Raw genomic sequence first — 18,325 nt, forward strand, 5'->3', positions numbered from 1 at the left:
AAAAAGTACAAACGGTGCAAACAACAAGCACCGTTTGTACTTTTTCTATTTCAACCCAACTTCCATATTCACAGGTTGGTGATCTGTATATTTAAATTGTTCATCCTTTGTTTTCACGCTATGAACAGCCACATTATCAGAAACAATAAAACCATCAATTACATACACTTGGGATGTTTCATAAGAGCCAGTGTATGGCTTATTAAGCACCCGCACAGTCGGCTGTTGATCATCATAAGCAAGTGAAAAATGTTTAGGTAAGTCTGCTGGATCAATTTCTCCTGGTGCCCAACCAGCTTCCCCTAGGTCAGGATATCGATGACTGCCTTTGAAAACTTGATTAAAGTCACCTCCAGCAATTACATAGTTTCCTTTAGCGTATTCTTGGGATAATACGTCAGCTAACTTTTTGCTTTGAGCAATCTTCCCTTCCCCATTGTCATAGGCTTCCAAATGTAAGTTAAAAACCACTAGTTCTTTGTCTGTGCCTTTAATTGGAAAGCGCGTTTCTAGAAGCGCTCGTTTTAAGTTACTAATGCTAACGGGCCAACGAAAGGGATTGGGTAAAGCAATGCGTTTGGCCTCTGTTATTTTTTCATTTGATAATGTTAATAAACCACTTTCTACTCGTCCAATCGGCGGCCAAGGAATGGGCACATAATCTACCTTAAAATTATAAGCAAATGCGCTGTTCAGCTGTAGCTGTTTTTGTAATTCTTCCTCTTGATTGACTTCATAAGAACGTTGCGAGCGACGATCGACTTCTTGGAATAAGTAAATCATCGCTGGTAAATCTTTCAAGGTTTCTTCAATGCCTGTTAAATTCTGTTGAACCATTGCCTTATTAACTGGTTGGACAGTTTTGCCACCGTCCATAAAAAAATCTTCTGTTTGTCCTAGGCCGGCATAGCCTATGTTATACGTGACTAAAGAAATGGATTGCTGTTTTTCGATGGTTTGCTCTGAAAATTGTTTATTTATAGCAACTGGTTCAACCGCTCGTGGTCGAAACTCTCGGAAAGTTAAATATCCTATCAAAATTAAAGCCATGCTTAGAAGAAGGACCATCAAGCTACCGAGATATTTAAAAAAATTTTTCATTGATTCCGATGTTCCTTTCACATTATGTCAAACCAAAAGTAGTAATTATCTTCGTTGCTACTTCTTCTGGTGTCATGTTTGAATTATTTATTTTCGTTATTTTTACATTTGGAAATGTACTTTCTAGTTCACCTTCGTGGCTTACTAACCGATGTTCTTTGAAGGTATTGAGTAATTCTTTTCGAGAAAAGTCGACATCGCGTTTTGAAGGTTTTGCCTCTAGCCGCTCTGGATGAACATTCCGTTCTAGGCGGATTTCTGTTGAAGAGACGAGTTCGACGAAATAAACGGACTCATGTTTACTAAGAAAAATTTCTGATATTTCTTCTAAAAATTGAAAATCCTGTTCTTGATCAAAAGCAATCACCACTGTAAAAATAATGTTTTTTGTTGTATTTGTGGCTGGATTTTCTACAAAGGCCTGAAAAAGTTCCTTTCTAACGGAATCAGACAATTGAAACGCACGTTCCGTATACCCAAGATAGTTTGCAAATAAGTCAATGGTTTGATGATTAAATAGTAATTTAGCATCTAACTGCTTTTCTAAAGCCTTGCCAACGGTCATTTTCCCGACAGCTTGGGCACCAATTAAAACGATTAAAGACATCAACTTTCCCTCCTCTAGCCTAATTTTTAGGTGGCTATCTTCTACTATATCACACTATATTACAACACCTTACAAAACTGTTCGGAAAATTTTCTGTTTTTTATTACAAAAAAAAGACAAAAGACTCTATAATGAGAGAGGACTCGATTGATTATAGATGAGATAGGTGACGGAGAATGGCAATAGAAAAATATTTTCAAACAATAGATGGCAGTCAAATTTTTTATCAAATTTTTGGTAAAGAAACAAATTATCCCCTTGTGTTACTTCATGGTAATGGCAATGATCATACTTTTTTTAATTATCAAATTTCTTATTTCTCCAAGGAGTATCAAGTTATTGCGGTGGATACCCGCGGACATGGCCGTTCCACCAATACACAAAGTCAATTAACTTTTCCGCTTTTGGCAGAAGATTTAGCTGGTATTATTCAACAAGAACACTTAACAAAAATTAATTTATTGGGCTTTAGTGACGGAGCAAATATTGCCATGGTTTTTACCCATTTATATCCTGATTTCGTCAACAAACTCGTCTTAAATTCTGGAAATGTCACCATGTCTGGTCTGAAAAAATATGTAACGATTGCCACTTATTTTCAATATTGGTTTTGTCGTATTGGCGCCTTTTTTTCAAAAAAATTGCGCGCACGGCTCCCTATCGTGGCTCTGTTATTTGAAGATACTGGACTGACAAAACAAGATTTAGAACACATCCCCTGTCCTACTCTTGTTATTACTGGCAGTCGAGATTTAATTGCGCTTTCCCATTCACGGGCGATTGCTGATGCCATTCCTGCTGGCAAATTGGTCTTGGTAAATAAACAGGGTCATTTATTTGCCAAAAACTCACCAGATATTTTTAATAAAACAATCGAAAAATTCTTAAAGGAAATGAAGGTGTCTAAATGAAACAAATTATTCATTGGATCAAAACGCATACAGGATTACTAAAAACACTGTTTGTTATTGCGGTCTCAATTATTGTTGTTGCCCAACTTTTATCAATTGGTAAAACGATCTCATTTGAACAGTTAAAACAGATTTTTGATGAGATTCCGCTATGGAAATTGTTATTGATGATGGTTATCGGTTTAGTTTCCGTTACTCCGATGCTAAATTATGACTTAACATTAAATCGCATTTTAAACTTGAAAGTCTCAAAACGGGAACTCCTTGAATCTAGCTGGATTGTCAATACCATCAATAATATTGGTGGATTCGGTGGTTTGGTCAGCATGGGACTTCGTTCTGAATTTTATGGAAATAAAACAGAGGAAAAGAAAATTTTACCTGCGTTAACCCATATTTTACTTTTTGTGTTATCCGGTCTATCTATTTATAGTATTCTTTGCTTTTTCCTTGTTCAGTTTGATCCAAAGATGGCTTATTTACAGCAATATTGGATTTGGTTATTAGGTGGCGGTCTTTATTTCCCATTACTTTATCTTATTTTACATTTCCAAAAAAATAGTTCCTTTGGTAACCTCGATGCAAAAAATCGCTTATCTTTAGTTGTTTCTTCGTTTTTAGAATGGACAGGTGTTTTAATTACCTTTATTAGTATTGGTTACTTATTGGACGTGCCGATTCCTTTAATTGATATTGTTCCTTTATATGTAGCAGCTTCGATTATTGGGATTGCTTCGATGATTCCAGGGGCTTTAGGTAGTTTTGATGTCATGATGATTTTAGGACTGAGCAACTTAGGTGTCGATCGTGAAATTATTGTTTTGTGGTTATTGCTCTATCGTTTATTCTATTATATTATTCCTTTCTTAATTGGCTGTTTGTTCTTTACAAAACACTTAAGCCAAAAGTTGGATACTCACTATCGTCAATTGCTGAAACAAATTACTTTGGAAATTGCCCACAAGCTGGAAGTGGTTTTACTTTATTTTTCAGGAATTATGATGGTGCTCCTAGCCACTATTCCAGAAGCCTTCACTCAAGTGCATTGGTTAAGAGATATTAACCCCTTCCGTTCACATATTATTATTCAAATTCCGAGTATTGTTTTAGGCTTTGCATTATTAATTATGGGACGTGGGATTGCTGATCGTGTTAAAAGAGCCTATTATCCAACGATTATTTTATTAATTGGTGCTATCTTGTATTCATTTGTTGTTGACTTTAGTATGTTTTCCATTTTCTATTTAGCTATTTTATTATTTATCGTTATTTTTTCAAAATCAGAATTGTACCGTGAACAACTGGTTTACTCTTGGGAGTGGATGACGATTGATGGGTTTATCTTTGGCTTGTTGACCTTATTATACCTAGTAATTGGTGTTTATAATTTACCGAACTTCCCACACCATCGTCATCATTTTGTGGAATTTTTCTTGTTCCCTTCCGAACGGATCTGGTTGTCAGGATTTATCGCTATCCTCTTAGTTATGAGTTTTAACTTTCTATTTGTTCGCTACCTCCAAGGGAAAAAACACCAAGTTGGTGAGTTTCCAGAAGATAGTATCTTGCATAATATCTTAACAACTTATGGCGGGAATATTGACAGTGAACTTGTCTTTCTTCATGATAAACAGGTTTTCTTATATCCCAAAGAAGAACCGACTGTCTTTTTACAATTCAACACCATTAATAATAAATGCGTTGTGATGGGCAACCCTTCTGGGAACAAAGAAGATTTTCCTGCGGCGATTGATGCATTCCTTAAAGAAACAGATCGTTTCGGCTATGTACCCGTCTTTTACGAAACCAATGAGGACAGCGTGATGTTACTACACGAATATGGCTACGAATTTATCAAAATGGGAGAAGAAGCCTTAGTTAATCTAGAAACATTTACGATGTCTGGGAAAAAATTCAAAGGCACCCGCGCAGTGTTTAATAAAATTACCAAAGCCGGCTATTCATTTGACGTACTCCAACCTCCTTTTAGTGCCGAACAAATGCACGAATTAAAAGCTATTTCGGATAGTTGGTTAGACAATCGAAAAGAAAAAGGCTTTTCACTGGGATTTTTCGATGAAGCATATCTTCAAAGAAACCCAATTGCTGTTGTACGAAATGCTGAAGGAGAAATGGTCTCTTTCGCTAACATCATTCCTAGTTACACAAATGAAGTTGGTACCATCGACTTGATGCGTCACCATAAAGAAAAAGCCCCTTCTGGAAGTATGGATTTCTTATTTATTCATTTATTTGAATATATGAAAACAGAAAATATTCATTATTTCAATTTAGGAATGGCTCCGTTAGCCAACGTTGGTCAATCAAGAAAAAGTTTTATTCAAGAACGGATTGCTGCGTTAATTTATGAATTTGGTTCAGAAATTTACTCCTTCCAAGGATTACGCGAATACAAGGAAAAATTTGCTAGCAAATGGCAACCCCGCTATACACTTTATTCTAAAAGTAGTTGGATTGTCTACGTGATGATCGCTTTACTCATTGTCGATCAAAAAAATATTGACTAACAAAAAGAAGCCCAATTAAGTATAAAAAGCTTGACAACTTCACTGAAATTTAGTGAGGTTGCCAAGCTTTTTAATTTCTTTCATCTAGTTTTTCTTTAATCAAAAAGGCTGTTTCTTCGACAGATTTTGCGGTTACATCAATCACTGGGATACCATACTTCGCAAAAATTTCTTCAGCATAAGCTAATTCTTGTTCAATCCGTTCAACATTGGTATAACTGGTCTCATTACCTAAACCTAAGGAAGCCAACCGACTGCTACGAATCTGTCCTAATGTTTCTGGCGAACAAACTAAACCAATCATTTTTTGTGGATCCATTTCTTCCAAAATTGGCGGCAATGGAACTTCTGGAATTAATGGTAAGTTAGAAACGCGGTAGCCTTGATTTGCTAAATACATACTGACTGGCGTTTTTGAGGTCCGCGAAACGCCTAATAACAATATATCAGAATCAAGAAACCCTTGAGGATTTTTGCCATCATCATATTTTACAGCAAATTCAATCGCTGAGATTTTATCAAAGTAAGCACGATCTAGTTGGTGGCGTCGTCCAGGCTCTTCAATAGGATCTACTCCGGCTTTCGCTTGAATTAATTCAAAAAATGGCGCCATTAAATCTAAATATAACAACCCTGTTCGTTCACTAAATTCTTTCGCCGCTGTGATTAGTTGTTTACTGACTAATGTACTGACAACTAAGGCTTTATCTTTTAAGGCATCTTTTAAAATCTCTAATAATTCTTCTTCTGTTGTGACAAAAGAAAAATTGTATCGATTAAGAAAAGAAATATCTGGATATTGTGCGCTTGCTGCAGCTAACAATTTTTGTGATGTTTCTCCAAGTGAATCGGAAATAGTATAAACAATGATCTCTTTTTTCATAATTAAGCTCCCTTATCTGTTTTGTGCGGCTTCTTTCGCTTGTTGCGTAATATAGGTTAAAATTTTCGTTTTCGTAATTTTTCCAATAACTTTTTTAGGATTTTCTTTTTCAACGACTGGCAAAGAATCCACTTCGTATTTTTGCAAAGTGTCAGCAGCTTCAAGAATAGTAAATTCTGGTGTGCAGGTTTTCACATGTGGCACTCTTGTCATACAAACAGCAACAGGTGTGCCATCAATATTTGTATTTAAAGAGGCCCGTAATAAATCTTTTCGTGACAAAACCCCTAATAATTCTTTTGCTTCATCCATGACATAAAGAGAACCGACATCATACATAAACAAGTTGGTAATCGCATCTCGAATTGAGGTGTCTTGGGCAACCATCAATGGTGGACTCATGATCTCCTGAACTTTTGTTTGAAAAACATCAAAAAAGAAAAAAGCCTCCATATTATCACTTTCGTAAGTATAACCAACTTTCGGACTTGCTTTTAAAATTCCTGAAAGTGTTAAAAAAGACAAATCAGAACGCAATGTCGCACGTGAAACGGCTAGTATGTCCGAAATGCGTTCACCACTAACTGGCTGATGCTCTTTTACAACAGCGATAATTTGCTCTTGTCGTTTACTTAATTTCATCATTTCCTCCTCAATTCCTCTTAAACAAATTGTGCATTCGCTTACAATTATACACATATTTATTGTTTTTTCAACATATTGACAAGAAACTTTTTCTATTGACAAACTTATTTCCGTCAATTATGATGTTTATTGAACATATAAGACACATATTAAACGGAGGTCACGCATGAAAAAGTTTATTTATTCTTTTAACGAAACACACAATGAAGGTAAAGAGACTCTTGGTGGTAAAGGGGCGAACTTGGCAGAAATGACACGCTTAGGTTTGCCGATTCCGCAAGGATTCACGATTACAACCCGTTGCTGTATGGACTATTTGGCAGATGCTACTTTCTTTGAAGAACACTTACAATCAGAAATTTTGAAAGCGGTTAAAAATCTAGAAACTGAAACAGGCAAATCTTTTACCGCGGACAATGAGATTCTCTTAGTTTCCGTTCGCAGCGGTGCTGCCTTCTCGATGCCTGGTATGATGGATACTATTTTAAATTTAGGTTTAAATGATCAACGTGTGAAAAAATTTGCGACCTTAACCTCTCCTGGTTTTGCTTTTGACTGTTATCGCCGACTTATTCAAATGTTTGGAGACGTCGTCTATCACATTCCCAAAGAATTATTTGACCAACAAAAAGAGCGCTTGGAACAAGAGCTAAACAAAAAAATTACCGCTTTTCAAGAAGCAGATCATTTCGCCTTGATTGTCCGCTACCAAGAAGTTTTTGAACAACATCATGTGGTCTTCCCGCAAGACCCTGTCGCACAACTTTTTGAAGCAATCAAAGCTGTTTTTGATTCATGGAATAATCAACGTGCGGTGGTTTATCGAAACTTACATCATATTGCACATGATTTAGGTACAGCTGTCAACATTCAAGAAATGGTTTTCGGCAATCGTGGACTAGACAGTGGCACTGGCGTTGTTTTCACTAGAAATCCGGTCACAGGGGAAAATCAACTGTTTGGAGAGTTTCTTTTGAACGCGCAAGGAGAAGATGTAGTGGCTGGTATTCGGACGCCAGAACCCATTCGTCGTTTACGTTTGACTATGCCAAAAGTTTATCAAGATTTTCGCCATTACGCAGAACTTTTAGAATATCATTATCGTGACATGCAAGATATTGAATTTACCATTGAAAATGAAAAATTATATATTTTACAAACAAGAAACGGGAAACGAACCGCCGCAGCTACGGTTAAAATTGCTTTAGACTTAGCCAAAGAAAATCGCATTACTAAACAAGAAGCACTGTTGCGTGTGACACCTGATACGATTGATCAATTAATTCATCCCGTGTTTGATCAAGAGAAACGACAACACATGGAACGTTTAGCTATGGGACTTCCTGCTAGTCCTGGTGCAGCAAGTGGCCAAATTGTTTTTACAGCAGAAAAAGCCAAAGAACTGACCAATCTAGGAAAGAAAGTCATTCTTGTTCGTCAAGAAACTTCACCAGAAGATATTGAAGGCATGGTTGTAAGCGAAGCAATTGTGACCAGTCGTGGCGGAATGACTTCTCATGCCGCTGTGGTCGCACGAGGAATGGGAACTTGCTGTGTGACTGGTTGTGAAAGTTTAACCGTCAATGAAGAAACCAAACAACTACACTGCGGGCCACAGGTCATCTTAGAAGGAACAATCATTTCCGTCGATGGCTCAACGGGGGAAATTTATCTTGGCGAAATTCCTACAATTTCTGTTGATAATAACGATGACCTTCAAGAGCTCTTGTCTTGGGCAGATGCGTACGCTGATTTAACTGTTCGTGCCAATGCAGAAACTACACAAGATTTAGAGACTGCTATCCGTTTTGGCGCAGCGGGGATTGGTTTAGCGCGAACAGAGCATATGTTTTTCGGTGAAGAGCGTGTCTTGGAAATGCGTCGCCTGATTTTAGCAGAGTCTGAAAAGGAAGCAACCTATGCGTTGGAACAACTTCTTCATTTTCAACAGGAAGACTTTTATCAAATGCTGAAAGTAGTTCAAGACAAGCCCATGGTGGTCCGCTTGTTAGATCCGCCGATGCATGAGTTTTTACCTCATGAAAAGAATGATATTCAATTATTAGCGAAGCAACTACAACGGTTCCCGGTGACCATCGCCAAACAAATTGAACGGTTACAAGAAACCAATCCAATGTTGGGTCATCGTGGTTGTCGCTTAGGTGTGACCCAACCACAAATATACAAAATGCAAGTTACAGCCTTATTTACTAGTGCCATTCGATTAGTCAAAGAAGGAATTACTGTTTATCCAGAAGTGATGATTCCTCTAATCGCCGAAAAAGAAGAACTTCTCTATCTCAAACGCATTTTAAAAGAAACGATTGACGGTCTCTTTGAAGAACATAAAATGACTCCTTTCCCTTACGAAATCGGGACAATGATTGAACTACCTAGAGCTTGTCTGATTGCGGATCAGTTAGCAGAAGAAGCAGACTTTTTCAGCTTTGGAACAAATGATTTAACACAAATGACCTATGGTTTTTCTCGTGATGATATCGGTAAATTCATTAATACGTATCGGGAAAAGAAAATCATTACCCAAGATCCGTTTCAATCATTAGATCAAACAGGTGTTGGTCAACTGATTCAATTAGCTGTAGAGAAAGCGCGTCGCACTAAACCAAACATGAGTATCGGCGTATGTGGAGAAGTCGGTGGTGATCCGCAATCCATCACGTTTTTCCAAACACTTGGCCTAAACTACATCTCTTGCTCACCTTATCGGGTACCTATTGCGAAACTCGCAGCTGCCCAAGCCAAAATTTTAACCGAACCGGCTGTGACTGAAGAACAAATGGTCCTTCTTTAATTTAACGTGTGTAACAAATGATTCATCCTTACAAGATAAAAAGTGCTAGGAACATCAGTCGAAACGGCTGATGTTCCTAGCACTAATTTTTAAGATCAATGATTGCACTCTGGTTATTTTCTTATAAACGCAGCATCTTTTGTCAAGGGGTCTGTTACATCTGATACATATCTTTCTACTTTCATATGCAAATCATATTTTTCTCTAAGTTCCGTAATACGGGTCATCATTGGAGAAGCGTGGTGTTTGTCTAATGCTTCCTGATCTGTCCAACTATCAATCAGCAGAACTGTTTCTTCATCGTCCATTGGAAAAAAGTATTCATAGCGACTATTCCCTTTTTCTGCACGAATCGCCTCTACAATTCCGCTGGCAATCATTTCTTTGGCAAATTCTCTTGCACCTCCATTTGTCCCACTATAATAAATATTTATAGTAATCGCCATCTGTCTTCCCCCCTAAATTTACTTGCCTTTTTACGTTCCCGACTGGAATTGAACCAGCGACCTACCGCTTAGGAGGCGGTTGCTCTATCCTACTGAGCTACGAGAACAATCTGTTTTAATTTTAGAAGTCTTCACTACATCTGTCAATAGACAAAAAGAAAGTATCCCGCATAAACAATTATGCGAGATACTTTCTTTCAGTGAAACACGTCGTTCTTTTATCTATTATTTTTTTTGCCGCCGATCAAGAATCATTTTTCCTAAATAATAAAGTCCTGTCGCAATAGCTATATATTGCCCAATTTTATTATTGCGTGCAACTTTTTCTTGTTTCGTTTTCGCCATTGTCCCCATCACCTTTCTAAAATAATTCTTTTTACATTTTTATTATAGTAGGTTCTGTCATTTTTTGCGAATAAACACACTTTTAAAAATAATCTTCTAAAATTGGCATGCCTTTGACTAAACGTTGGCCTAAACGTTGAACTGTCGTTGCGTCTCCTTGCAAGCGTTCATAAAAAGATAACGTTTCTGCTGAACGATAGCCCAAGAATAGTTGCGTCCACGTTTGGATATCTGCTTTCAAAGCAGCAGCCCCTTCTTTTTCCGCAGCACCTTTAGTCACTGTCGCTTTTCCTTGTTCGTCAATTGTTATTGTCCAAATCCCTTCATTCCATGGCCCATAGGAATCTTCAATCTCTAAAGAATACGTTTCTTTTTCTCCTGATTGAAATGGATACTTTTCCAGAAATGTTTGTAACTCAACGATTCTTGCCATCATGTAAGGTAAAATTTTTACAGAAGCTGCTGGCGTTGGCATTAAATCATTTAAATCTTTTCCAGCAAAACCATTAATCCAATGGAACGATTGAACGGAACCACTATGTGAGCCAATAAACCCAGCTAAAGCTTTAAAAGCTGTATTAGTTAAATAGTTCCATTCTACGATTTCAAAGGTGCCAGCAGCTATCCGATAAATCACATAGCCTTCTGCTTTCCCTTCTGACGAATAATAAATCGCTTGATTATTTGGTTTACTTGCACGATTCAGCGTATAATCCAGCCACCAAGTTTCACGGATCACACCACCAGAGTGCGCTCTTTGATTTTCAAGGTATACGTCTTTAATGACCTCTTTACCGTCAGCCCAAGAAACTCGTTTAATGGTACCCGGAACTCGTTTAACACGTGGCCAATCTTCCGTTTTAATTGTATACTCTGCTTGTTCAAATGTTTGTTCATAGCCATATTGACGATAAAATGGATATGAAAACGGTGCTAAGTAAGAAAGGGCAACCTTTTGTTTCGCTAAATCAGCCAACATTTCTTTCATAATAGCAGAGATGCCGCCTTCACCACGATATTCTGGATAAGAAGCCACATAGCCAATTCCAGCCATGGGATAGCGGACACCGTGGAAATTCACTTGAAAAGGTGTCGCCATCACTTGACTTGTTAATTGCTCATCAATTAGGAAGCCATAGCTTTGCGTATGTGACAACAATTTTTCAAAACGTTCTTGGCGTTCCGCCGTGGGTTCCTGATTAAAAGCATAGATGACAAGATCAAACATCTCTTTCATTTCTTCTTTGCCCATTTTTTTGACTCTTTTAGTTGTCATTTTCTTTCCTCCTCGCACATTGTATCAATTCATTTTATCACAGAAACGATTCTCTTTCTAAAAGCCGTTATTTGCTGTCATTTCTTTGAACCAACGACCGCTTTTCTTAATAGTCCGTTTCGCATCATCATCTAAATCCACAGCGATGAAGCCGTAACGATTTTTATAGGCATTAAGCCAAGACCAGTTATCCATACACGTCCACATATGATATCCTTGAACATTACTACCTTCTTGAATCGCTTGGTGCACCCATTTCAAGTGATCTTGCACGAATTCAATCCGATAATCATCTTCAATGACTCCTTGTTCATTGACAAAGCGTTCTTCTCCTTCTACGCCCATGCCATTTTCTGAAATGTAGCAGCGAATGTTGCCATAATTTTCTTTTAAATTCATTAATGTATCATAAATGCCTTTTTCGTAGATTTCCCAGCCACGGTAAGGATTCATTTTTTTGCCAGGCATATCATAGACATCATAAAAATCTTCTGGAAGTAAGCCTTCTGGTCGTGTTTCGACAGGTGTTTCTTTTACTTTGGCACGACGTGGTTGATAGTAGTTTACTCCTAATAAGTCCACAGTATTTTCAGCAATTATTGCTAAATCTTCTGGCATTGTTTCTGGCAACAAGTCATTTGCTTTCGCCCAAGCAACCATATCTTCTGGAAAATGACCTTTAACAGCCGGGTCTAAAAACGAACGGTTAAAGAAACCATCGACAAATTTAGCCGCGTTTACATCGGCTTCGTTGTGCTCATCACGAGGATAAGTCGGCGTTAAGTTTAAAATAATGCCAATTTCACCTGATAAGTTCATAGAATGATAGACGGCAATCGCTTTGGCACTAGCTAAAGCTTCATGATAGAGTACTTGAATCCCTTCTTTTAGATTCACTTTATCAGGATAATGCCAGCCATAGAGATAACCACCTTCAACTGGTACAATTGGTTCATTGTGCGTAAACCATTTTTTCACGCGATCGCCAAACAATTCAAAACAGGTTTTGGCAAAGTCAACATACAAATCAACCACTTCACGGCTTTCCCAACCACCTTTTTCTTGAAGTACCATCGGCATATCAAAATGATACAAGTTCATAAAGGGCTCAATCCCGTGTTCTAATAAATCATCAATGACTTGATTATAAAAATCAACTGCTGTTTGATTGACTTTCCCTGTTGTAGGATCTGGAATTAAACGGCTCCATTGAATAGATGTTCGAAAGGAGTTATGTCCCGTTTCTTTCATTAACTGAATATCTTCTTGGTATTTTTTATAAAATTGTGAGGTCTTATCTGGACCGACTTGTTGAAAAAATTTTTCTGGCGCTTCTTGATACCAAAAATCCCAAATATTTTGACCTTTACCATCACCTTCAAAAACGCCTTCTGTTTGAGGACCGCTGGCTGCAGAACCCCACCAAAAATTTTCTGGAAATTGATATTTCATGTTATTTGCTCCTTTACGATTTAATCATTAAAAAAAGGATTGAACCCTCCGTAAGAGTCCGGACGATTCAATCCTTCGATTTTTTACTCAGCTGCTTCTGCGGCTGCTTCTTGTTTCAAGTATTGATCTGTTGCTACTTTTACGAAAGGCATGTAGATCAAAATAGAAATCAATAAGTTAACAGCTGCTAAAACTCCGCCGGCGATACTCTTCGTTGCTAAAAATCCGCCAATAATTGGTGGTGTTACCCAAGGTGGCATAAAGGTTGCAGCTGGCACTAAACCAGTTGCTGTCGCCACATACGCAACAGTTACAAGAACCATTGGGACTAAAATGAATGGGATAAACATGATTGGGTTTAAAACAATTGGTAAACCGAACATGACTGGTTCATTAATATTAAATAGTCCTGGTGCTAAACTTAAGTTTGTAATGACTTTGTATGGTTTGTTACGACGACCTACGATAAAGATAGCAATTAACAGACCTAATGTTGCCCCTGTTCCACCTAAGTTTACAAATGAATCAAAGAAAGGTTTGTTTACAATATAAGGAATTGCTTTACCTGCTTCTAAAGCTTTAATGTTCGCATCAATCGCTGGTACGTTGATTGTTTGCATTAATGGGTCAACCATGTTGGCACCATGTAAACCAAAGAACCATAAGAATGGTGTAATGAAAGCTAACAATAATGCTGATGGGTAGCTGTTTGCAAGTCCCATAAATGGTTGTTGAACTGCTTCATAGAATGAAATAACGATATTGTCAATTCCTAAAGCAAATAGAATTGATGTAATTAAACTAAATAAACTGATTGTAATCATTGCTGGTAATAATGCCGCAAATGATTTTGCTACTGCTGGTGGTACACCATCAGGCATTTTGATAACTAATTTAGGATTGCCAGATAAACGTTGGAATAGTTCTCCTGAAATAAGTGCAATAATCAAAGCAATAAATAATCCAGTTGCGCCCATGCCTTCTAAGCCGCCAACTGCGAAGAATGAAGCTACAGAAACTGTACCGGCTGCAATGCCGTCTTTTCCATAAGATTTAACTAAATTGTGTGCTACTAAAAAGGCTACTAAAACGGCAAAGATTGCGAATGTACCGTTCCAAATGTTGCCACCAAAGCTTTTCCAAATTGGTGCATCGTTATACATCATTGGGAAAATTTTGTTTAAAAAGTCCTCATATCCTGGAATTGGAATATTATTAATTAATACCGCCAAAGCCCCTAAAATCATTAATGGCATCGTTACGACAAACGCGTCACGAATTGCTACCAAGTGCCGTTGCGCTGCGATTACTGACGCTTTCGGCATAAAGTGTTTCTCCATCCATTGAACAAATCTGTCCATTGTTATTCCTCCTAATTAACGCTTTCTCAAGCGCGTTTTTCTTATAAGACGCATTGACAACGAGATTACTCGTTATCAATACGGCGATAAAGATCGATAATTTCTTTTGCTAAATCTGTAAATGCAATCGCAGTCATTAAATGATCTTGACTGTGCACTGTTAACAATGTTACTTGCATGTTATTGCCTTTTGCTTCTTCTGTTAACATTCCTGTTTGCGAATGATGTGCATGTACAAGTGATTCTTCTGCATCTGCAATTTTTTTGTCTGCTAATTCAAAATCCCCCGATTTTGCTGCGGCAATCGCTTCCATTGCATCGCTTTTAGCATTTCCGCCATACATGATTAAACCCATGATTGCTTCTAAGTTCTGTTGTCCGTCCATTACCTCTACCCCATTTTCTGCTCTAGTTTGATGATCCCATTAATGAAATTGCTTGATCTAAAACTTTTTCGCCATTCATCATGCCATAGTCCGCCATGTTAATTACATCTAAAGGAATCCCTTTTGGTTGTAATTTTTGTTCAAATTGTCCTTTCATGAAACGAACTTGTGGGCCTAATAATAAAACATTTACCTCTTTGTTTTCCAAGTTTGTATCTGCTTCAGAAGCCGATACTGCAAAGATGTCTGCTTCCATGCCACGATCTTCTGCTGCTTTTTGCATTTTTGTTACTAATAAACTTGTGCTCATTCCTGCGGAACAAACTAACATAATTGTTTTTTTTGCCATTTTCCTTCATCTCCTAAATTCTCTTTGTTTTGCTTTACACCTTTATATAAGCAAGAAGCGTGCCAAGTTTCAAAAGATTAAAAACCTTGATATGACAACGTTTTCTGATATAGAAAGCGTGTACACACTAAAAATAAAACGATTACACACAGCTTTTTTGTGTGCGTTTCCAAAATAATAGGGCAACAAAAGAAAGTGAGCGCTAAGTCGAAACGACTCATCGCTCACTTTCTAAAGCTGAAGAGAATCAACTGGACAAAAGCCGCTTTTTCCCTTTAAGCAGTTTCCATCATTTTAAGCATTTTATAAAACTGTTTCTTTTTAAAATAACTTAAAAAGATACCTAATACTGCATCATTCAGTTTTTGTAACGCCCCATAAGAAACCATTGTTTCTGTATAACGCAGTTCACAGCTTTTTTCATCAATTGGCTGGAGCTCATACCGCACCGAGAAATCATTTTTAGTTGTGGATGTTCGAAATTGATAGGTCTTATTTTCTACAGCTTCTTCAATAACTATTTTCGCGCGACTATTTTTACTATATTCTTTGATATATTCAAACTTACGTAACTGCTTTCTTGTAAGAGTTTTGCCTGTTTGCTTACGGATATCAAAAATAACAGAATTCATTAATTGCGTGTAAAATTCATCTGCTGAAATAGTTAATGTTTTCGTAATTTCCATTACCGTTTCACCTCATCCTTTGTCGCCTCTTCTTCAGCAACTTTTTTTCCTTTAAAAAACAGGTAACCACCAAGTCCAATGAAAAAAATCCCCGTTGTCAGACTTAATAAATCATAGTTTAAGGAGCTGGGATTCAACGAATACAAAACAATCAAGAAGCCAATACTACATAAAAATAATCCATTTCTAATCATTTTCATCCATCCTATCTTTTTAGACTACCGTTGCTTGGAAGTATAAAACGCCACCCCAAGGTTGTTCCTTAATCAGCTGTTTTGCAACTTGTGCAGCAGTTTCAGGGTCTCCTTCAACTTCAAAAAATAACTTAATACCATTCTTTTCTTTAAAAGTAAATGTTTCATTTTCCCCTTGATATGCCTCTAATAAAGTAATAATTTCCTCTTGCTTCATTGCACTTGCAATCGAAATCATGCCGCTTGCTCCTTTCTATACAAGTAATTGCTGTTTTTATTGCTTATTGCTCTCTTTCGCCTAATGCAGGATCCATTTTGTTAGCAGCGATAACAAACGGTGTCCAAATCAAGAAAGTGACTACCATACATACCAACGCTACGATTGGTGCGCGCCAGTCGGCACCTGTCGCTAAGAAAGATAATAGCAACGGCGGTGTCACCCATGCGACTTGTTGAGAAACTGGGGCGACTAGCCCAAGATACGTTGCAACCCAGCCAATTGTAGTAGCAACTAATGGCGCAATTACAAATGGAATAAACATAATTGGATTCAGAACAACTGGTAAACCAAACATAATCGGTTCATTGATATTAAAGATCCCAGGTCCTAATGATAATTTACCGACTGTTAAATAATCTGCTCGTTTGGAGAATAACAAGATTGCAATAATTAGGACAATTGTACCGCCTGAACCACCAAACCAAGCAAAAGCATCAAACGAACCACGGACCCACATGTAGGCTTTACCGTCGTCAATAGCGGCTAAAACCGCAGCTGTTCCTGTTTTTCCTTCATAACCTTTTTGGAAAATATCAATATTGATTAATTGTGCTTGTCCCCAAATTCCTTCAAGAACTGGTGCCAAAACGTTTGGACCGTGAATACCAAAGAACCAGAAAATTTGAACAAAAACTGTTACGATTAACACAGCTCCTAGTCCTTGTGATAACCCAAGGAACGGTTCCGCGATATATTTTTGAATTAAGTCAATTAATAATTGACCGCCTGAAAGTTTTGACACCGTAAAGTTAATAATCGCTACGACATACAACGCGATTGTTGCTGGTAAAATTGCCGCAAACGCTTTTGAAACTGCTGGTGGAACAGAATCAGGCATTTTTATTGTTAAATCCGCTTGCATTAATTTACAAAAAATAATGGTTGATAAAGCGCCCATAATCATCACCGTAAAGAAAGCGTTACCATTTAGATGGTTGAGATTTAACCAACCCCATGGATTGACAGTCAATTGATTATTAGCAATTGACGCACCAATTTCTGCCCCATTAATTGCGTTGGCAATCTTTTCTGGCACTTTCACAGCTAATTCAGCTGTGTTATTTGGTGCAAAAGCAACACCTGAAATTAAGGTAGCTAAACTGACAATCCCACCAGCTAGCTCATTCACATTGTATGCTTTCGCTAAGTTATAGCCCCAAGAAAAAGCGAAAATCAAACCAGCGATAGCCAATGTACCATTCCAAACAAAACCATTAATCCCAATGATGACATTCAATACTGCAAAAATACCTTTGTCTGCTTCCAAACTTGCCGCATAAGTTGAGACAAACTCTTGGGGAAGATCTCGAATAATTGCGTTAATCATTACGGCGACTGATCCAGCCATTGTCGCAGGTAATGTACCAATAAAAGCATCCCTTAGTGCCACCAGATGTTTCTGTGCACCAATTTTTGCGGCAGTTGGTAAGATATATTTTTCCATCCATGCCATTAATCCGTTCATTTTTATTCCTCCTGTATCCATTTATATTTATTAAAAAGGCAGTAGCCTCATTAAACGAATGAATCGAGCGTACAAAATAAAACCTTTGGTAACATGCACTATCCTTGTTTGCTATTCACTTTTCTTAAACGTTTTAATTCCTTATCCCATTAATGAGATTGCTTGATCTAAAACTTTTTCGCCATTCATCATGCCATAATCTGCCATGTTAATTACATCTAAAGGAATCCCTTTTGGTTGTAATTTTTGTTCAAATTGCCCTTTCATGAAACGAACTTGTGGACCTAAAAGTAAAACATTCACCTCTTTATTTTCCAAGTTTGTATCTGCTTCAGAAGCCGATACTGCAAAGATGTCTGCTTCCATGCCACGATCTTCTGCTGCTTTTTGCATTTTTGTTACTAATAAACTTGTGCTCATTCCTGCGGAACAAACTAACATAATTGTTTTTTTTGCCATTTTTTCTTCATCTCCTTAAAAGTTATGACGTTATACACTTTATTTATAGCAATAATTGTGCCAAGTTTTTTCCTCATTAAAATACTGATATAACAGCTTTTGTCATCAAAAAAAGCGTGCACACACTAGAAGAAAACGC

Annotated in this window: 18 protein-coding genes and 1 tRNA gene; 3 read left to right on the plus strand and 16 right to left on the minus strand. The window is 37.4% G+C overall.

Going from position 1 to position 18,325, the window contains the following annotated elements:
- Window positions 1–45: 45 nt before the first annotated feature.
- Window positions 46–1,101: an endonuclease/exonuclease/phosphatase gene (locus AB3I34_RS04730; protein WP_010712258.1), complete on the minus strand. Its 1,056-nt coding sequence runs from the start codon at window positions 1,099–1,101 to the stop codon at window positions 46–48.
- Between the two features lie 22 nt (window positions 1,102–1,123).
- Window positions 1,124–1,708 carry an AAA family ATPase gene (locus AB3I34_RS04735; protein WP_002373649.1) on the minus strand — a complete coding sequence of 195 codons (585 nt, stop codon included), beginning with the start codon at window positions 1,706–1,708 and terminating at the stop codon, window positions 1,124–1,126.
- Between the two features lie 176 nt (window positions 1,709–1,884).
- Between AB3I34_RS04735 and AB3I34_RS04740 the strand changes: the two genes are divergently transcribed.
- Both AB3I34_RS04740 and mprF read left to right on the plus strand, forming a co-directional pair.
- On the plus strand, window positions 1,885–2,619 hold the full coding sequence (locus AB3I34_RS04740) for an alpha/beta fold hydrolase (protein WP_002358908.1): 735 nt from the start codon (window positions 1,885–1,887) through the stop codon (window positions 2,617–2,619).
- Window positions 2,616–5,147 carry a bifunctional lysylphosphatidylglycerol flippase/synthetase MprF gene (mprF, locus tag AB3I34_RS04745; protein WP_002358907.1) on the plus strand — a complete coding sequence of 844 codons (2,532 nt, stop codon included), beginning with the start codon at window positions 2,616–2,618 and terminating at the stop codon, window positions 5,145–5,147. The genes AB3I34_RS04740 and mprF overlap by 4 nt, the downstream gene beginning before the upstream one ends.
- A gap of 70 nt (window positions 5,148–5,217) precedes the next feature.
- Here mprF and AB3I34_RS04750 read toward each other — a convergent pair whose 3' ends face one another.
- Together AB3I34_RS04750 and AB3I34_RS04755 are read right to left on the minus strand one after the other, a co-directional pair.
- The gene (locus tag AB3I34_RS04750; RefSeq protein WP_002355927.1) at window positions 5,218–6,030 is read right to left on the minus strand and encodes a pyruvate, water dikinase regulatory protein; all 813 of its coding nucleotides are present in this window, start codon (window positions 6,028–6,030) and stop codon (window positions 5,218–5,220) included.
- Window positions 6,031–6,042: 12 nt separating this feature from the next.
- A complete protein-coding gene (locus AB3I34_RS04755; RefSeq protein ID WP_002355926.1) occupies window positions 6,043–6,672 on the minus strand; it encodes a helix-turn-helix transcriptional regulator in 630 nt (209 codons plus the stop codon).
- Between the two features lie 169 nt (window positions 6,673–6,841).
- Here AB3I34_RS04755 and ppdK point away from each other — a divergent pair, with 169 nt between their 5' ends.
- Window positions 6,842–9,487, plus strand: coding sequence for a pyruvate, phosphate dikinase (ppdK, locus tag AB3I34_RS04760; protein ID WP_033626698.1), 2,646 nt, complete (start codon window positions 6,842–6,844; stop codon window positions 9,485–9,487).
- A gap of 113 nt (window positions 9,488–9,600) precedes the next feature.
- Here ppdK and AB3I34_RS04765 read toward each other — a convergent pair whose 3' ends face one another.
- From AB3I34_RS04765 to AB3I34_RS04820, 12 genes are all read right to left on the minus strand, one after another.
- A complete protein-coding gene (locus tag AB3I34_RS04765; RefSeq protein ID WP_002355924.1) occupies window positions 9,601–9,933 on the minus strand; it encodes a putative quinol monooxygenase in 333 nt (110 codons plus the stop codon).
- A 33-nt stretch (window positions 9,934–9,966) separates the two neighbouring features.
- Window positions 9,967–10,040, minus strand: a tRNA-Arg gene (locus AB3I34_RS04770).
- Window positions 10,041–10,360: 320 nt separating this feature from the next.
- A complete protein-coding gene (locus tag AB3I34_RS04775; RefSeq protein ID WP_010712196.1) occupies window positions 10,361–11,554 on the minus strand; it encodes an enhanced intracellular survival protein Eis in 1,194 nt (397 codons plus the stop codon).
- 57 nt (window positions 11,555–11,611) lie between these two features.
- Window positions 11,612–13,006, minus strand: a complete 1,395-nt coding sequence (locus AB3I34_RS04780; protein WP_010712195.1) for a glycoside hydrolase family 1 protein — start codon at window positions 13,004–13,006, stop codon at window positions 11,612–11,614.
- A gap of 83 nt (window positions 13,007–13,089) precedes the next feature.
- On the minus strand, window positions 13,090–14,367 hold the full coding sequence (locus AB3I34_RS04785; protein ID WP_010712194.1) for a PTS sugar transporter subunit IIC: 1,278 nt from the start codon (window positions 14,365–14,367) through the stop codon (window positions 13,090–13,092).
- A 65-nt stretch (window positions 14,368–14,432) separates the two neighbouring features.
- Entirely contained in the window at window positions 14,433–14,753 is a 321-nt protein-coding gene (locus AB3I34_RS04790; RefSeq protein WP_002355919.1) for a PTS lactose/cellobiose transporter subunit IIA, read from the minus strand.
- Window positions 14,754–14,775: 22 nt separating this feature from the next.
- Window positions 14,776–15,102, minus strand: a complete 327-nt coding sequence (locus AB3I34_RS04795; protein ID WP_002355918.1) for a PTS sugar transporter subunit IIB — start codon at window positions 15,100–15,102, stop codon at window positions 14,776–14,778.
- Between the two features lie 275 nt (window positions 15,103–15,377).
- Window positions 15,378–15,788, minus strand: coding sequence for a DUF3284 domain-containing protein (locus AB3I34_RS04800; protein ID WP_002355917.1), 411 nt, complete (start codon window positions 15,786–15,788; stop codon window positions 15,378–15,380).
- Window positions 15,788–15,988, minus strand: coding sequence for a DUF3188 domain-containing protein (locus AB3I34_RS04805; protein WP_002355916.1), 201 nt, complete (start codon window positions 15,986–15,988; stop codon window positions 15,788–15,790). Before AB3I34_RS04805 ends, AB3I34_RS04800 begins: the two co-directional genes overlap by 1 nt.
- A 13-nt stretch (window positions 15,989–16,001) precedes the next feature.
- Window positions 16,002–16,220 carry a hypothetical protein gene (locus AB3I34_RS04810; protein ID WP_002355915.1) on the minus strand — a complete coding sequence of 73 codons (219 nt, stop codon included), beginning with the start codon at window positions 16,218–16,220 and terminating at the stop codon, window positions 16,002–16,004.
- Window positions 16,221–16,263: 43 nt separating this feature from the next.
- Entirely contained in the window at window positions 16,264–17,727 is a 1,464-nt protein-coding gene (locus AB3I34_RS04815; RefSeq protein ID WP_002369870.1) for a PTS sugar transporter subunit IIC, read from the minus strand.
- Between the two features lie 141 nt (window positions 17,728–17,868).
- Window positions 17,869–18,186 (minus strand): PTS sugar transporter subunit IIB, encoded by a 318-nt coding sequence (locus tag AB3I34_RS04820; RefSeq protein WP_002355913.1) that lies wholly within the window; start codon window positions 18,184–18,186, stop codon window positions 17,869–17,871.
- Window positions 18,187–18,325 lie beyond the last annotated feature (139 nt).

It is taken from the genome of Enterococcus sp. C102(2024) (genome assembly GCF_040888205.1).
Classification (GTDB): domain Bacteria; phylum Bacillota; class Bacilli; order Lactobacillales; family Enterococcaceae; genus Enterococcus; species Enterococcus faecalis.

Excerpts from the sequence above, each read along its gene's own strand:
- AB3I34_RS04730 (WP_010712258.1), bottom strand. The coding sequence starts at position 1,101 with ATGAAAAATTTTTTTAAATATCTCGGTAGCTTGATGGTCCTTCTTCTA.
- AB3I34_RS04735 (WP_002373649.1), bottom strand. The coding sequence starts at position 1,708 with ATGTCTTTAATCGTTTTAATTGGTGCCCAAGCTGTCGGGAAAATGACC.
- AB3I34_RS04740 (WP_002358908.1), top strand. The coding sequence starts at position 1,885 with ATGGCAATAGAAAAATATTTTCAAACAATAGATGGCAGTCAAATTTTT.
- mprF (WP_002358907.1), top strand. The coding sequence starts at position 2,616 with ATGAAACAAATTATTCATTGGATCAAAACGCATACAGGATTACTAAAA.
- AB3I34_RS04750 (WP_002355927.1), bottom strand. The coding sequence starts at position 6,030 with ATGAAAAAAGAGATCATTGTTTATACTATTTCCGATTCACTTGGAGAA.
- AB3I34_RS04755 (WP_002355926.1), bottom strand. The coding sequence starts at position 6,672 with ATGAAATTAAGTAAACGACAAGAGCAAATTATCGCTGTTGTAAAAGAG.
- ppdK (WP_033626698.1), top strand. The coding sequence starts at position 6,842 with ATGAAAAAGTTTATTTATTCTTTTAACGAAACACACAATGAAGGTAAA.
- AB3I34_RS04765 (WP_002355924.1), bottom strand. The coding sequence starts at position 9,933 with ATGGCGATTACTATAAATATTTATTATAGTGGGACAAATGGAGGTGCA.
- AB3I34_RS04775 (WP_010712196.1), bottom strand. The coding sequence starts at position 11,554 with ATGACAACTAAAAGAGTCAAAAAAATGGGCAAAGAAGAAATGAAAGAG.
- AB3I34_RS04780 (WP_010712195.1), bottom strand. The coding sequence starts at position 13,006 with ATGAAATATCAATTTCCAGAAAATTTTTGGTGGGGTTCTGCAGCCAGC.
- AB3I34_RS04785 (WP_010712194.1), bottom strand. The coding sequence starts at position 14,367 with ATGGACAGATTTGTTCAATGGATGGAGAAACACTTTATGCCGAAAGCG.
- AB3I34_RS04790 (WP_002355919.1), bottom strand. The coding sequence starts at position 14,753 with ATGGACGGACAACAGAACTTAGAAGCAATCATGGGTTTAATCATGTAT.
- AB3I34_RS04795 (WP_002355918.1), bottom strand. The coding sequence starts at position 15,102 with ATGGCAAAAAAAACAATTATGTTAGTTTGTTCCGCAGGAATGAGCACA.
- AB3I34_RS04800 (WP_002355917.1), bottom strand. The coding sequence starts at position 15,788 with ATGGAAATTACGAAAACATTAACTATTTCAGCAGATGAATTTTACACG.
- AB3I34_RS04805 (WP_002355916.1), bottom strand. The coding sequence starts at position 15,988 with ATGAAAATGATTAGAAATGGATTATTTTTATGTAGTATTGGCTTCTTG.
- AB3I34_RS04810 (WP_002355915.1), bottom strand. The coding sequence starts at position 16,220 with ATGATTTCGATTGCAAGTGCAATGAAGCAAGAGGAAATTATTACTTTA.
- AB3I34_RS04815 (WP_002369870.1), bottom strand. The coding sequence starts at position 17,727 with ATGAACGGATTAATGGCATGGATGGAAAAATATATCTTACCAACTGCC.
- AB3I34_RS04820 (WP_002355913.1), bottom strand. The coding sequence starts at position 18,186 with ATGGCAAAAAAAACAATTATGTTAGTTTGTTCCGCAGGAATGAGCACA.